Origin of the sequence: Mycobacterium sp. SVM_VP21 (assembly GCA_024758765.1) — a bacterium.
Taxonomy (GTDB): Bacteria; Actinomycetota; Actinomycetes; order Mycobacteriales; family Mycobacteriaceae; genus Mycobacterium; species Mycobacterium heraklionense_C.
Window position 1 is genome coordinate 2,005,341 of sequence record CP101406.1, and the last position, 15,056, is coordinate 2,020,396.

The window sequence follows — 15,056 nt, forward strand, 5'->3', positions numbered from 1 at the left end:
CGGTCAGTACCACCACAACGAGAACTTCAACTTCGGATAAGCACAGATAGGAAAATCCGGATGGCTGAGAACAAGAGGTCCGCGCGGGGCCGGGGTGCGCGTCGCCGGGTGGCGGGCGCCGGCACGGCGGTCGGAGCGTTTCTGGCGTTCGGGTTGAGTCCACTGGCGGCGGCCCCGCCGGCGCAGGCGGACGATCTCGGCTGGATCGCCGACCTGGTCGGGTGGGACTCGGGGGATGCCTTCGCCGGCATCGCCGATTCGACCCTGCCGTTGAGCTTCACGTTCGATGATCTGTTCAGCGCGCTCGTGTACGTGCCCATGCACGACGCGATCGAGGGCTGGATCAACAGCGATCTCGGCCTGCAGGTCAACGGTGCGATCAACGCTCTGGCCGGGGTGTATTTGATCGGTGACGGCGCGGATGGCACCGAGGCGAATCCCGACGGCGGCAACGCCGGGTTGCTGTTCGGTGACGGTGGCGACGGCTGGGGGTACAGCGGCAGCGGTGGCAACGCCGGCTGGTTGTTCGGCAACGGCGGTAACGCGGGCGGCGCGTATGACGTTGCCGGAGCGCCCTATTCGGCCGACGCCACCGGCGGCTCAGGTGTATCAACCCTGGCCGCGGACGGTTCAATCGACGGAACGGCCGGTAAGGGCGGCAACGCCGGGTTCTTCTTCGGTGCCGGGGGTAACGGATCCAACGGCGGCGACGGGCAGTTCGGCGGCGCCGGCGGGGCCGGCGGCCGCGGTGGTGACGGTGGCTTCTTCTGGGGCGCCGGCGGGAACGGCGGCAACGGTGGCAACGGTGCGGACGGTACGGCGTCGCATATCGCCGGCGGCAACGGCGGTGTCGGTGGTGAAGGCGGCCGCGGCGGCTTCTTCTTCAGCGCCGGTGGTGTCGGTGGTGCCGGTGGTGACGCCGGCTCCGGATATGCCGGTGGGACGTACCACCCCGGTGGCACCGGTGGTGCCGGTGGTGCTGGTGGTGACGGTGGCCTGTTCTTCGGTGGTGGCGGCGACGGCGGTGTCGGTGGCGTCGGCGGCCTCGGTGGTAACGGTGGTGCTGGCGGGGTCGGCGGCGCGGGCGGGTTGTTCCTCGGTGGTGGCGGCGACGGTGGTGTCGGCGGCCTCGGTGGTGCCGGCTGGACTGGCTCGGTCGGGGACTCCGGTCACAATGGCGGCGCGGGCGGCGCGGCCGGCAACGGCGGCGTCGGTGGCGCCGGCGGTGCCGGTGGAATCTTCTTCGGCAGTGGCGGCAACGGCGCTCTCGGCGGTGCGGGTGGCACGGGTGGCGTCGGTGGTGCGGGCGCTGACGGCGCGGACGCCACGGCAGCCGGCGGCAACGGCGGCAATGCCACCAACGGTGGTGCGGGTGGCACCGGTGGCGCGGCCGGTGCCGGTGGTGCGGGCGGTGCGGGTGGCATCTTCGCCAGCGCGGGCAGCCACGGCCACGGCGGTGTCGGTGGCGACGGTGGCGCCGGCGGCACGGCCGGCAATGGCGGCGACGGTGCCAACGGCAGCGCCGGCGCAGCGGGCGGCAACGGCGGTGCCGGCGGTAACCGGGGCGTAGGCGGCGCCGGCGGTGCCGGCGGTGACAACGGCGACGGCACCCGCGGCGCGGCCGGCGCGACCGGGACGGTCGGTGCGGGCGGTGGCAACGGCGGTAACGGCGGCGACGGTGGCGACGCCACCTCCGCCGGCCACGTCGGTGGTGCCGGCGGCCGGGGCGGTGCGGCCGGGACCATCGGTGCCGGCGGCAACGGCGGCGACGGTGGCAATGGAGCTGCCGGGGTGAACAGCGTGGGCGGTGCCGGTGGTGTGGGTGGCGCTGGCGGTGCCGGCGGCTCACAGTCCGGTGGTGGCGGCAACGGCGGGCACGGTGGCAACGGTGGTGCCGGCGCGGCCGGCACACAGGGCAGCACCGGTAGCACCGGTGTCGCCGGTGTCAACAATGGCCGCGGCGGTGACGGCAGCGCGGGCGGTAACGGCTACGCCGGTGGTGCCGGCGGAGCCGGCGGTAACGCCGGGACTGCGGCGCACGGCAGCGCTGGCGTCAACGGCAGCGGCGGTGACGGCGGCAAGGGTGGTACTGCCGGTGCGGCCGGCAACGGCGGTGACGGCGCGGCGGGTGTCTGGGGCAAGACCGGTTCTGGCGGCCAGGACGGCGCCGGCGGTGACGGTGGTACCGCCGGTAACTCCGCGGGCAATGCCGGCGCCGGCGGTAAGGGTGGCGCGGCCGGCACCGGTGGTACCGGTGGCACCGCCGGGCACACCGGCGCAGCCGGCGGTGCGGCGACCGGCGCGGTTCATGGCGGCAACGGTGGCGTCGGGGCAGCCGGAAACTCTGCACATCTCAACGGTGGCGCAGGCGGCAATGGTGGTAGCGGCAACCTGACCGGCAACGGTGGGCGCGGCGGCGACGGTGGGGTGGGCGCGACTGGCACCACCGGAACCACCGACCCGATCACCGGAGTCGGCAACATCGGCGGCACCGGCGGCAACGGGGGCACCGGCGGTATCGGTGGTGCCGGCGGCTCGCTGGCTGGTAACGGCGGTGCGGGCGGCCGTGGTGGCGCGGGCGGTGTCGGTGGCACCGGCGGCTCGGGTGCCTCCGGCGTGGACGGCACCGACGCGATCGCGGGCAGCGGCGACAACGGCGGCAACGGCGGCGACGCCACCGGTCAGGGCGGCGGCGGCGGCAATGGCGGTGTCGGCGGCAATGGCGGTGCCGGTGGCACCGCCGCGCACGGCAACGCCGGTGCGGTCGGCGCTGGTGGCGTCGGTGGCGCGGGCGGGCTCGGCGGCGACGCCGGTACCGGTGGCGCCGGCGGTGACGGTGCCGGCGGCGGCGCGAACGCGGTGGCCGGCAGTGGCGGCAACGGCGGCAAGGGCGGCACCGACTACGGTGCCGGCGGTGTCGGCGGTGCCGGCGGCTGGGACGCCAACCACGCGGTTCAGGCTGCCGGTGGAGCGGCCGGCGCACACGGCGCCGAAGGTGACGGCGGTGCCGGCGGTAACGGTGGCGCCGGCGAGGGTGTGATCGGCGGTGTCGCGCAGTCTGGTGGTGCCGGCGGAAATGGTGGCGCAGCCGGGCAGCACGGCGACGGCGGTGCCGGTGGTAACGGCGGCGCCGGCGCGGCTGGTGCGGCCGGGACCACCGACGGCAATGGAGTCGGCTCCAACGGCGGGGTCGGCGGTCACGGCGGTGTCGGCGGTAAGGGCGGTGCCGGCGGCACGATCGCCGGAAATGGCGGCGCGGGTGGTATCGGCGGTGCCGGCGGTGTCGGCGGTGTCGGCGGATCGGCCGCGGATGGAACGGACGGCATCGACGCAATCGCTGGAACCGGCGGTAACGGCACCGACGGCGGCGATGCCTACGGCAGCGGCGGCAATGGCGGTATCGGTGGCATCGGCGGCAACGGTGGTCTGGGCGGCAGTGTCACCAACGGCACCGCGGGCGCGCAGGGCGCCGGCGGCGTGGGCGGCGCGGGCGGCGCCGGCGGTAGCGCCGGTGAGGGCGGCCGCGGCGGTAACGGCGCCGGCGGCGGAAGTAATGCGGTGGCTGGTCACGGCGGTAACGGTGGTGCGGGCGGCGACGCGTACGGCACCGGTGCGGCCGGCGGTGCCGGCGGCCAGGGTGCCGGCGGTCAGGCCGCATCCGGCGCGGCCGGTGCGGATGGCTCCGATGGTTCCGGTGGTGCCGGCGGCAATGGCGGCGATGCGGGAAGCACCGCGCAGATCGGTGGCGACGGCGGCAAGGGTGGTGCTGCCGGCGCACTCGGCACCGGTGGTGTGGGCGGCAACGGCGGTGCCGGTGCGGCCGGCGCGAACGGAACCACCAACGGCTCGGGCAACGGCACCCTCGGCGGCAACGGCGGGATGGGCGGTAACGGCGGCATTGGCGGCGCTGGCGGCACCACCGCCGGCGACGGTGGCGCCGGCGGTCAGGGTGGCGCGGGTGGTCGCGGCGGCACCGGCGGTAATGGCGCCAACGCCAGCGTCTCGGGCGCCAACGGCGGCACCGGCGGCAACGGTGGGGTCGGCGGCAAGGGCGGGATCGGCGGCGCCGGTGGCGTTGCGACCAACGGCGACGGCGGTGCCGGTGGCCAGGGCGGTGCGGCCGGGGACGCCGGCAACGGCGGCCGCGGCGGTAACGGCCTCGGCGGCGGCGGCGGACAGACCGCCGGTAACGGCGGGGCGGGCGGCACCGGCGGCGAACGCGGGACGGCCGGTACCGGAGGTGCCGGTGGCTCGGGCGGTGGCGTCGGTCAGGTCGGTGCGGCCGGCCTGATCGGCGGCGCCGGTGGCGGCGGCAACGGCGGGGCCGGCGGCAACGGCGGCACCGGCCAGGGCTTCTACACCGTCGGCGCGGACACCTACGGCCAGGCCGGCGGCGCCGGCGGCCTCGGCGGCAACGCCGGATCGTTCGGCAACGGCGGCGCCGGCGGCAAGGGTGGTGACGGCGTGGACGGCACCACCGGCACCGTGGTCACCGCCAACGGTTCCAAGGCGGGCAGTGGCTCCACCGGCGGTAACAGCGGCGGTGCGCTGGCCGGCGATGTGAACGCGGGTAATGGAACCAACGGCTCCAACGGCGTCATCAACGGCATCCACTCGCAAGACGGCGGCAATGGCGGCGCGGGTGGTGCCGCCTACACCTCGGGCTGTGAGGGTGGCGCGGGCCCCATCGGCTTGTGCATCGGTGGCCACGGGGCGACCGCGCACGCTGGTAATGGCGGCAATGGCGGCGACGGTATCGCCGGCTCCAACGGTGGCAACGGTGCCGCCGGCGGGACCGCCTACAGTGCGGCGTACAACGCAACGGCCTATGGCGGCGACGCCGGCGACGGCGGTCGCGGTGGTGATGGCGTGAACGGCATTATCGGTGGTGCCGGCGGTGCCGGTGGTGCCGGTGGTGCTGGCGGATCGGTCTTCGGCAACGGCGGTGACGGCGGCGTCGGCGGCAACGGCGGTGACGGCGGGAACGCCACCGCTGGCGGCAACGGCGGCGACGGCGGCTCCGGTACCTGGGGCGCCAACGCCTTCAATGGCGCTCAGACCGGCCAGGCCCAGCTGATCGCGCCGACGGGCGGCCATGGCTACGCCGGCGACGGCGGCGACGGCGGCGACGCGGGCAACGGCGGTAACGGCGGCGCTGGCGGTGCCGGTGGTACCGGTGGCGCCGCGGGTGCGGCCGGCGGTGGCGGCGGGACAGCCGGTCACGCCGGTGGCGGTGGCAACGGTGGCAACGGTGGTGACGCCGGTGCCGGTGGCAATGGTGGCAACGGTGGTAACGGTGCCGACGGTTACGTGCCGGCCGGCCAGGAAAGCAAGATCACCCCGGGTGACGGCGGTATCGGCGGCAAGACCGGGCTGAGCGGCGCTTTCGGCGTCGGCGGTGCGGCCGGCCAAGGTGGGCAGGAAGCCGACGGCACCCAGGCCGACGGCGGAGCCGGCGGTATCCAGGGTGACGGAGCTTCTGCCGGCAAGGCGGGAATGTACGGCACCACCGGCGCCACCTATGCCGTGTGGGCCCCGACACCCCCGTTCTGATCGGCCGATCGTTTGACCAATTTCGAATCAGCACAGTTAGGAAACTCGGATGGCTAAGAACGACGGTCGGGTTGTGCGTCAGCGGCAGCGGGGCCGTCGGGTGGCAGGCGCCGGTACGGCGGTGGGCGCGTTTCTGGCGCTTGGCTTGACGCCGTTGGCGCTGCCGCCGGTCGCGCATGCCGATGTGGAATTGGACTGGATCGTCGATCTGCTGGGGCCGACGCTCGGTGACTCGTTGATCGGTTCGTCCGGCGATTTGCCATGGACAGCGGAGTCCACCAATCCGGATACGTTGACCGATTTGGTCAATAGCTGGTTCTACACCCCGATGTATGACCTCGGGCAGCTGTGGATCACCAGCTCGGTCGGTGCGTTCCTCGACGAGTACCTGATCAACCCGCTGCCGCAGTTGCTCTTCGGGCAGGACCTGATCGGCAACGGAGCCGATGGTATCGATGGCGGCACCTTGGCCGAGGCCGCCGGCGGGGCCGGCGGCTTGTGGTTCGGCGACGGCGGTGCCGGTGGTGTCGCCGCTGACGGCACCGGTGGTGCCGGCGGGGATGCGGGGTCGTTCGGCAACGGTGGCGACGGTGGTGCCGGTGTCCTCGGTGGCGATGGTGGTGCCGGTGGCGCTGGCGGCTGGTTCATGGGTATCGGCGGCGACGGCGGTTCCGGTGGGGCCGGCGCGCTGGGTATCGACGGCGGCCTCGGCGGCGCCGGCGGTGCAGGCGCGGGCCTGCTGTTCGGCAACGGTGGTGTCGGCGGTGCGGGTGGCATCGGCGGAACCGGCACGGTGGGCGCCGCGGGTGGTGCCGGTGTCACCGGCGATAACGGCGGTGTCGGTGGTGCCGGCGGCAATGGTGGTGCCGGCGGCCGCGGTGGCTGGCTGATCGGATCCGGCGGCAACGGTGGTGCCGGCGCACTGGGCGGCACCGGTGGTGTCGGCGGGGCCGGCGGTAATGGCCTGGACGCCATCGTGGCCGGGGCGGCCGGCGGAGACGCCGGTGACGGCGGGCTCGGTGGTACCGGTGGTGTGGGCGGATCCGGTGGTGCCGGCGGTGCGAGCGGTTTGCTGGGGGCGACGGGTTCGACCGGCGTCGGCGCTATCGGCGGTAACGGCGGTGCCGGTGGCGCGGCCGGTAACGGCGGCGCGGGCGCCGACGGCGGTGCCGGATCGGCCGGAGGCGCCGGTGGTGCCGGCGGTGACCAGGGTCTCGGTGGCGCCGGTGGTGCCGGCGGCGCCAACGGCGACGGCACCCATGCCGCGAGTGGCGTGACGGGCGGTACCGGTGTCGGCGGCGGCAATGGTGGCGCGGGTGGCGACGGCGGCGACGCCATGGTCGCCGGTCAGGCCGGTGGCCAAGGCGGTGCCGGCGGTGACGCCGGGCGCAGCGGTAATGGCGGTGCCGGTGGTGACGGTGGCGCCGGTATGGCCGGTGCGGCCGGGGTGACCAGTGGCAACGGCAATGGCACCAACGGCGGCAATGGTGGTGCTGGCGGCAACGGTGGTGCCGGTGGTGCCGGTGGCTCCGAGGCCGGTAACGGTGGGGTCGGCGGCAATGGTGGTGCCGCCGGTGTCGGTGGCGCCGGTGGGGCCGGAGTCGCCGGAACCAACGGCACGGACGCCGTTGCGGGCAGCGGCTCGGCGGGCAACGACGGCACCGACGGTGGCAACGGTGGCGTCGGTGGTAAGGGCGGCGTCGGCGGCAACGGCGGTGTCGGCGGTGCAGCGGCCAACGGCACCGTGGGAGCCCACGGTGTTGGCGGGGTCGGCGGCACCGGTGGCGCTGGTGGCGCGGCGGGTGCCGGCGGCAGCGGTGGTGACGGAGCCGGCGGCGGCAACGCTGCGGTCGCCGGTCACGGCGGTAAGGGCGGCAACGGCGGAAATGCCGGAGCGGCCGGGGCCGGCGGCAGTGGCGGCCAGGGCCCGAACGGTGCGCTGGCTACCGGTGGCGCCAACGGTGCCGCCGGCAGCGGTGCTAACGGCGGGGCCGGTGGCGATGGCGGCGCGGGCGCGGGTGTGATCGGTGGCGTTGCCCAGTCCGGCGGTACCGGCGGAGCGGGCGGTAACGCGGGGACGCTCGGCAACGGTGGCGCCGGTGGTAACGGTGGCGTGGGCGCGGCCGGCCTGGCCGGAGTTACCAACGGTTCCGGCAACGGCACCGGCGGTGGGCTCGGTGGCAATGGCGGTAGCGGTGGTGTCGGTGGCCTCGGTGGCACCGTCGCCGGTAATGGTGGCGCCGGCGGGCAGGGTGGCACCGGCGGCGCAGGTGGGGCCGGCGGCTCCGCCAAGGACGGGATCGACGGCATCAATGCCGCGGCGGGCAGTGGCGGCAACGGCACCAATGGTGGCAACGCCACCGGCACCGGTGGCAACGGCGGTGCGGGCGGTGTCGGTGGCACCGGCGGCGCGGGTGGCGCCACGGTGGGTACCGGCAAGAGCGGGATTGACGGATCCGGTGGCGTCGGCGGTGTCGGTGGTGCCGCCGGCGACGGCGGTGACGGTGGCCGCGGTGGCGACGGTGCCGGTGGCGGCAACAATGCCGTCGCCGGTGTTGGCGGTAGCGGCGGCAACGGCGGCACGGTGGGTCAGGCCGGCACCGGTGGGGCCGGCGGCTGGAACGCCGGGCACACGAGCCAGGCGGCGACCGGTGTGGCCGGTGCGGCGGGCAGCGCCAATGGCGGCGCCGGCGGCAACGGCGGCACGGGTGTCGGCGTGATCGGCGGTGCCCCGCAGTCCGGCGGCGCCGGCGGTGCGGGTGGTAACGCGGGCACTGTCGGTACCGGCGGTGCCGGCGGCAACGGTGGTGCGGGTGCGGCCGGCGTGGCCGGAGGACGGGACGCGTCCGGCGCCGGCCTCGCCGGTGGGCAGGGCGGTAATGGCGGCCTCGGCGGTCACGGCGGCAACGGTGGCACGGTCTCGGGTGACGGCGGCGTCGGCGGTGCCGGTGGTGCCGGCGGTGCCGGCGGCACGGGCGGCAACGCCGGCTTCGTGGCGCCGGGCACCGGTGCCTCCGGACTCAGCGGCGGCAACGGCGGGGTGGGCGGCACCGGTGGGCTCGGCGGGGTCGGCGGCAACGCGACCAACGGCGCCGGCGGTGTCGGTGGCCAGGGCGGCGCGGCAGGTGCGGCCGGTAACGGCGGCAATGGCGGCGTGGGCACCGGCGGTGGGGCCGGCGCGGTGGCCGGCAGCGGCGGCAATGGCGGTGCCGGTGGACAGGCCGGGTCGGCCGGGAGCGGCGGGCAGGGTGGTGTCGGCAACGGCACTCAGGCCTCGTCCGGAACCATCGGCAGTGCCGGCGGCGGCGGCAATGGCGGCCAGGGCGGCCGCGGCGGCGACGGCAAGATCGCGACCGACGGCACGGCACAGGTCGGCGGCGCCGGCGGTGCGGGCGGTAACGCCGGGCCGACCGGTAACGGTGGACGTGGTGGCGACGGCGGTGCGGGCTCGAACGGCGTCTCCGGTGCCGCGGGCAGTGGCCTGGCCGGCACCAACGGCGCGGTCGGCGGCGCCGGCGGTGCGGGCGGTGCGGGCGGCGCACTTTCCGGCAACGGCGGCGCCGGTGGTGTCGGCGGGCACGGCGGCAACGGTGGTGCCGGCGGTACCGGTATCAGCGGTGTCGACGGCACCGATGCGATTGCCGGCAGCGGCGGTAACGGCGGCAACGGCGGGGACGCCAGCGGTGTCGGCGGTAACGGCGGCGACGGCGCGGCCGGCGGTACCGGCGGTGCGGGCGGTGCGGCGGCCAACGGCATCGCGGGTGCGGCCGGTGTCGGCGGCATCGGCGGCGACGGCGGATCGGGCGGTAACGCCGGGACCGGCGGCCGCGGCGGTGACGGCGCCGGCGGTGGCGCCAATGCCGCCGCGGGTAACGGCGGCAACGGCGGTAAGGGTGGTGAAGGCCCCGGCGAGGGCGGTGCCGCGGGCCAGGGTGGCATGAGCGGTGACGGAGCTTCCCAGCGTGCCAACGGCACAGACGGGGTGGATGGACACGCGGGAACCGGCGGTGCCGGCGGTAACGGCGGTGTCGGTCAGGGCATGATCGGCGCCACCCCGCAGGCCGGCGGCGACGGCGGCACCGGCGGCCAGGGCGGTTCGACCGGCAATGGCGGTGCCGGCGGTAACGGCGGCGTGGGTGCGACCGGCGTGGCCGGCGTGACGGACGGTTCCGGCAACGGCACCAACGGTGGTGTCGGCGGGGCCGGCGGCAATGGCGGCGTCGGTGGCCTGGGCGGGAGTGTCTCGGGTAACGGCGGTGCCGGTGGCCAGGGCGGCGGCGGCGGCGCCGGTGGCGCCGGCGGCTCAGGCAAGGACGGGACTGCCGGCATCGATGCCACGGCAGGCAGCGGCGGCAACGGTGGTAACGGTGGTGACGCCACCGGTCACGGCGGCACCGGCGGGCAGGGCGGTGTCGGTGGCACCGGCGGTCTGGGCGGCGCGGCGGTAGGCATCGGCAACGTCGGGGTCGGCGGTGCCGGCGGTGTCGGCGGTGCTGGCGGCGCGGCCGGTGACGGCGGTGACGGTGGCCGCGGCGGCAACGGTGCCGGTGGCGGCGCCAACGCCGTGGCCGGCTACGGCGGCAACGGCGGCAGCGCCGGTGCGGTGGGCCAGGCGGGCACCGGTGGGGCCGGGGGCTGGAATGCCGGACACACCAGTCAGGCGGCGACCGGTGCGCTCGGTGCAGCAGGCAGTGCGGACGGTGGCGCCGGCGGCAACGGCGGTACCGGCCAGGTGCTGGGCGGCGGGATCGCGCAGACCGGCGGCCGCGGCGGTGATGGTGGAAAGGCCGGCGATGTCGGCACTGGCGGGGCCGGCGGCAATGGTGGTGCCGGCGCCACCGGTAACACCGGCGTGGTCGACGGCAACGGCAACGGCACCAACGGCACCAACGGTGGCCTAGGCGGCAATGGCGGTATCGGCGGCGCTGGCGGCACCATCTCCGGTGACGGCGGTGCGGGCGGTAAGGGCGGCGCCGGTGGCAATGGTGGCGACGGTGGCAAGGGTGCCGACGCCAGCAGCGTGAGCGTCAACGGTGGCAAGGGCGGCAACGCCGGCAGCGGCGGTGTGGGCGGCATCGGCGGCAACGGCGGCGCCGCGCACAACGGCGACGGCGGCGCCGGCGGTGCGGGCGGAGCAGCCGGCAATGCCGGTAACGGTGGCTGGGGCGGTAACGGCACCGGCGGTGGCGGCACCGCGATCGCCAGCAATGGTGGTAACGGCGGTGCCGGTGGCGAGCGCGGTACCGCTGGAACCGGTGGTATCGGTGGCGCCGGTGGCGCCGGTGGGTCCAACGGCACCGACGGCGCTCAGGGCGCTGCCGCAACGGGCGGCAATGGCGGTAACGGCGGCGCCGGTGGCAAGGGCGACGGCGTAACCGGCAACGTCGGCCAGGCCGGCGGCAACGGCGGTCTCGGCGGTGCGGCCGGCAGCCAGGGCAACGGTGGAAACGGCGGGTCCGGCGGTGCCGGTGCGGTCGGCACCAACCCGGCCACCCCGACCTCGGGCGGGAGCAGCCCGAACGCGAGCAGCGGCGGCAGCGGCAGTGACTGTGGTGGCGGCGGTAGCACTTCCTCGTGTACGGCCGGCACCGGCGGAGTCGGCACGGCCGGCAATAACGCCAATAACGGCGGGCACCTGCAGAACGGTGGCACCGGCGGCACCGGTGGTGAAGCCAGCACCGGGGCCTGGCTGGGGCAGACGGCGACCGGTGGTAAGGGCGGGTCCGGTGGTACCGGCGGGGTGAGCGCCAACGGCGGCAATGGCGGCACTGGCGGCTATGCCTACGTCGGTGGTAGCTCCAGCTCCGCGGTCGGCGGTGCTGGCGGCACCGGCGGCAACGGTGGCGATGGCATCAGCGGGGTCACCGGCGGTGCCGGTGGTGCCGGTGGTGCCGGTGGTGCTGCCGGCTCGGTCTCCGGCGTCGGCGGTGACGGCGGCGTCGGTGGCGCCGGGGGTAACGGTGGCGACGGCACTAACGGCGGCAATGGCGGCACCGGCGGCCACGGCGGCGAGGCGCACATGCAAGCGCCCATCGCCGCCACCTCGGCGACCGGAGGCAAGGGTGGTACCGGTGGCGTCGGTGGTGATGGCGGCGATGCCGGTAACGGCGGTGCCGGTGGTGCGGGTGGTGCCGCGGGAGCGGCTGGCGGCCAGGGGGTGGCCGGTCAAGCCGGGCGCGGCGGTTTCGGTGGTGACGGCGGCCAAGCCGGCAACGGAGGTTCCGGCGGTAACGGCGGTGATGGTGGCGACGCCACGCGCAGCACTAGCTACGGCGACCGCAACGTGGGTGCCGGCGGCACTGGTGGTGGGGCGGGTACCGGCGGAACCGGCGCGCAGGGCGGTGCCGGTGGCGCCGGCGGACAGCAGGCCGACGGAACGTTTGCCCCTAACGGCAACAACGGCAACAACACCACGAACGGCAACGACGGGTCCGCGGGCGGTAGCGGCAGCAGCGGCCACCAGGGCTAGCCACCGTCAGCGGGTTCTACAGTCGACGAATGACGCCCACCCCGGACACCCTGCTGGACCTGCTGCTGCAGCAGGCCGACCGCCGGGCCGATCAGGTTGCGTTTCGGTACTGCCCCGAAGGGGACGCCGAGCAGGGTCGGCTCACCTACCGGGAACTGGACACCAGGGCGCGGGCGATCGCGGCTGGCCTGCAACGCCACGGCGCTGCAGGCCAGCGGGTGCTGCTGTTCAGCCATCCGGGTCTAGACAGCGTCGCGGGCTTCTTCGGCTGCTTCTACGCGGGAGCGGTGGCGGTTCCGGTCGACGAGCAGTGGCCGACGAAGCGGGCAGCGGCCGTCATTCCCGACGCTCGGGCCCAGTTCGCGCTGTCCACGGCCGACCGGCAGGCGAAGTTGCGGGCCAAGGTGGAAACCCTGTCGCAGGGACCGCTGCACTGGGCGACCCTCGACGAGCCGGAGGCGGACCCCGACAGCTGGATACTGCCGCCCATCGACTCCCACATCCCCGCCGTGCTGCAGTACACCTCCGGTTCCACCGGGTCCCCCAAGGGTGTGGTGCTCAACCACAGCAACTACCTGCACAACCTGGCGGGCATGTGCGCGGCGTGGCGACTCGGCTTCGACGGCTCACCGATCGACGACCCGACCATCGGGGTGTCCTGGCTGCCGAACTTTCACGACCTCGGCTTCGTCGGCGGTGTGCTGGCCCCGCTCTACATCGGCGGCACCATGGTGCTGCTGTCCCGCAGTTCCTTCTTCATGCGCCCGATCCGGTGGATGCAGGCCATGTCGAAGTATCGCGCCGAGATCAGCGCGGCCCCCAACCTGGGCTATCACCTCTGCGTCAAACGCACCAGTGAGGCCGAGCGCGCCGGCCTGGATCTGTCGCACTGGAAGGTCGCGGTCAACGGTGGTGACCCGGTGGATGCGGCCACCCTGGACAGCTTCGCCGAGACCTTCGCACCGGCGGGGTTCGCCCCGGAGGCGTTCCTGCCGGCCTACGGGCTGGCCGAGGCCACCCTGGCGGTCACCGGCGGATCGGCTTCGCCTATGCCGGTGATTCGACACATCGACCGTCGTGCGCTGGGCGAGGACCGCGCGGTCGACGCCGTAGCCGAGAACCCCGAGGCCGCGCCGGTAGTGGGCTGTGGTCGACCCGGCGGAGGCCAGGAGGTCGTCGTCGTCGACCCGGACACCCGTCGGCGCTGCTCGGACGACGAAGTGGGCGAGATCTGGGTGGCCGGTCCCAGCGTCGCGCAGGGTTACTGGCGCAAGCCGGCGGACACCGCGCGGACCTTCTCGGCGTTTTTGGCCGACACCGGGCAGGGCCCGTTCCTGAGGACCGGGGATCGGGGATTCCTGCATGATGGCGAACTGTTCATCGTCGGCCGGTGCCAGGACCTCATCACCATCGACGGCACCCACTACTACCCCAACGACATCGAAATGACTGTGCAGGCCTGCGATCCGGTGCTGTTGGCGGGCCGCGGCGCGGTGTTCGCGGTCGAACCGAGATGGAACGCCGTCGAGCAATTGACGGTGGTGCAGGAAGTGCACCGCCATCACACGGTCGAGCTCGGCGAGGTCATCGAGAAGATCCGGGCTGCGATCGACACCCACCACAAGATCCAGGCGCACACCGTGCTGCTGGTCAAGCCGATGAGCATTCCCACCACGACCAGCGGCAAGATTCAGCGCAACGCCTGCCGGGAGAAGCTCCTCGCTCGCGAGCTGACGGCGGTCGCCGAATGGCGAGCGGATCCACCGGGTAGCCGGGGCGTCGACATGCAACAGGTGAAGGCTGGCCTGGCCCGGGCCATCGGCGGGATGTTGGTACGCCGGTATTGGGAGCCCCCCGAAACCGGGGTATAGCCGCACAGCGAACCCCGCTGTCGCGCGAAGGCGGGCAACAAACACATCCCTTGCTCGTCGTGGCTGCTGTGACAGATGGGGCCGCAGCCTCCATCATGGAGACCATGGACCTGCCTGTGGTGCCGCCGGTCGATCCGATGCTGGCCAAGGCGGCCGTCAAGGTTCCCCAGGACGCGGGCTGCTGGTCCTACGAACCCAAATGGGATGGCTTCCGTGCCATTGTGTTTCGTGACGGCGACGACGTGCTGCTGCAGTCGCGCAACGGCAAACCGCTGAGCCGTTATTTCCCGGAATTGCTGACCGCGCTGCGCGCCGAGACCGCCCCGCGTTGTGTGCTCGACGGTGAAGTGGTGGTGCCGCGCCAGATCGGCGGGCGGACCCGGCTGGACTGGGACTCGCTGAGCCAGCGGATTCACCCCGCGGACAGTCGGGTGCGGTTGCTGGCCGAACAGACGCCCGCGCAGTTCATCGCCTTCGACGCATTGGCCACCGGTTCGGCCTCGCTGCTCGACGAGCCGTTTCGGGTGCGGCGCGATGCGCTGGCCGATCTGATCACCGGCGGCGCCAGCTGTCACATCACCCGGGCCACCGCCGACCCCGAACAGGCCACCCGCTGGCTCACCACGTTCGAAGGTGCTGGGCTGGACGGGGTGGTTGCCAAGCGGAATGACGGGCCGTATCTGCCCGGCAAGCGCGAGATGGTGAAGGTCAAACACCACCGGGACGCTGACTGCGTGGTGATGGGTTACCGCATCCATAAGAGCGGCGTCGGCATCGGTTCGCTGCTCTTGGGGCTGTATCGCCCCGACGGCGAGCTGGCGATGGTGGGCGGCTCGTCGGCGTTCACCGACGCCGATCGGCTCAAGCTCCAAGCCGAGCTGGAGCCGCTGCGCATCGGTGACGTCCGCGACGGCGAACCGAGCCGATGGAACTCTGCCTCGAAAGGGAAAGACAAGCAGTGGGTCCCGATCCGGCCCGAGCGTGTCGCCGAGGTCGCCTACGACCAGATGGAAGGGGTGGGGGTACCGCCCGCTTGCGGGGGACGCTTTCGGCACACCGTGAAGCTGCTGCGGTGGCGCCCCGAGCGGGACCCGGCTAGCTGCACCTTCGATCAGCTCGAGGTGCCGCTGAACTACGACCTCGCCGACGTACTGGAGACCTGA

The 15,056-nt window shown here is 74.3% G+C and carries 3 protein-coding genes and 4 pseudogenes; 5 read left to right on the plus strand and 2 right to left on the minus strand.

The annotated features are described in order from the left end of the window. Positions 1-60 precede the first annotated feature (60 nt). Both NM962_09230 and NM962_09235 read left to right on the plus strand, forming a co-directional pair. Positions 61-5,553 (plus strand): PE family protein, encoded by a 5,493-nt coding sequence (locus tag NM962_09230; protein ID UVO14165.1) that lies wholly within the window; start codon positions 61-63, stop codon positions 5,551-5,553. Positions 5,554-5,602: 49 nt separating this feature from the next. Beyond that, a pseudogene (locus tag NM962_09235) lies at positions 5,603-7,153 on the plus strand (hypothetical protein). 2,066 nt (positions 7,154-9,219) lie between these two features. Here the strand turns inward: NM962_09235 and NM962_09240 are convergent. Continuing rightward, positions 9,220-9,405, minus strand: a pseudogene (locus NM962_09240) (hypothetical protein). 2,080 nt (positions 9,406-11,485) lie between these two features. Here NM962_09240 and NM962_09245 point away from each other — a divergent pair. Beyond that, positions 11,486-11,701: pseudogene (locus tag NM962_09245) on the plus strand (PE family protein). Between the two features lie 32 nt (positions 11,702-11,733). Here the strand turns inward: NM962_09245 and NM962_09250 are convergent. Beyond that, a pseudogene (locus NM962_09250) lies at positions 11,734-11,913 on the minus strand (hypothetical protein). A 138-nt stretch (positions 11,914-12,051) separates the two neighbouring features. Between NM962_09250 and NM962_09255 the strand changes: the two are divergent. Together NM962_09255 and NM962_09260 are read left to right on the plus strand one after the other, a co-directional pair. Then, the gene (locus NM962_09255; GenBank protein ID UVO14166.1) at positions 12,052-13,893 is read left to right on the plus strand and encodes a fatty acyl-AMP ligase; all 1,842 of its coding nucleotides are present in this window, start codon (positions 12,052-12,054) and stop codon (positions 13,891-13,893) included. Positions 13,894-13,988: 95 nt separating this feature from the next. Continuing rightward, positions 13,989-15,056 carry an ATP-dependent DNA ligase gene (locus NM962_09260; GenBank protein ID UVO14638.1) on the plus strand — a complete coding sequence of 356 codons (1,068 nt, stop codon included), beginning with the start codon at positions 13,989-13,991 and terminating at the stop codon, positions 15,054-15,056.

Coding starts and splice junctions, on each gene's coding strand:
- NM962_09255 (UVO14166.1), top strand. CDS start 12,052: ATGACGCCCACCCCGGACACCCTGCTGGACCTGCTGCTGCAGCAGGCC.
- NM962_09260 (UVO14638.1), top strand. CDS start 13,989: ATGGAGACCATGGACCTGCCTGTGGTGCCGCCGGTCGATCCGATGCTG.
- NM962_09230 (UVO14165.1), top strand. CDS start 61: ATGGCTGAGAACAAGAGGTCCGCGCGGGGCCGGGGTGCGCGTCGCCGG.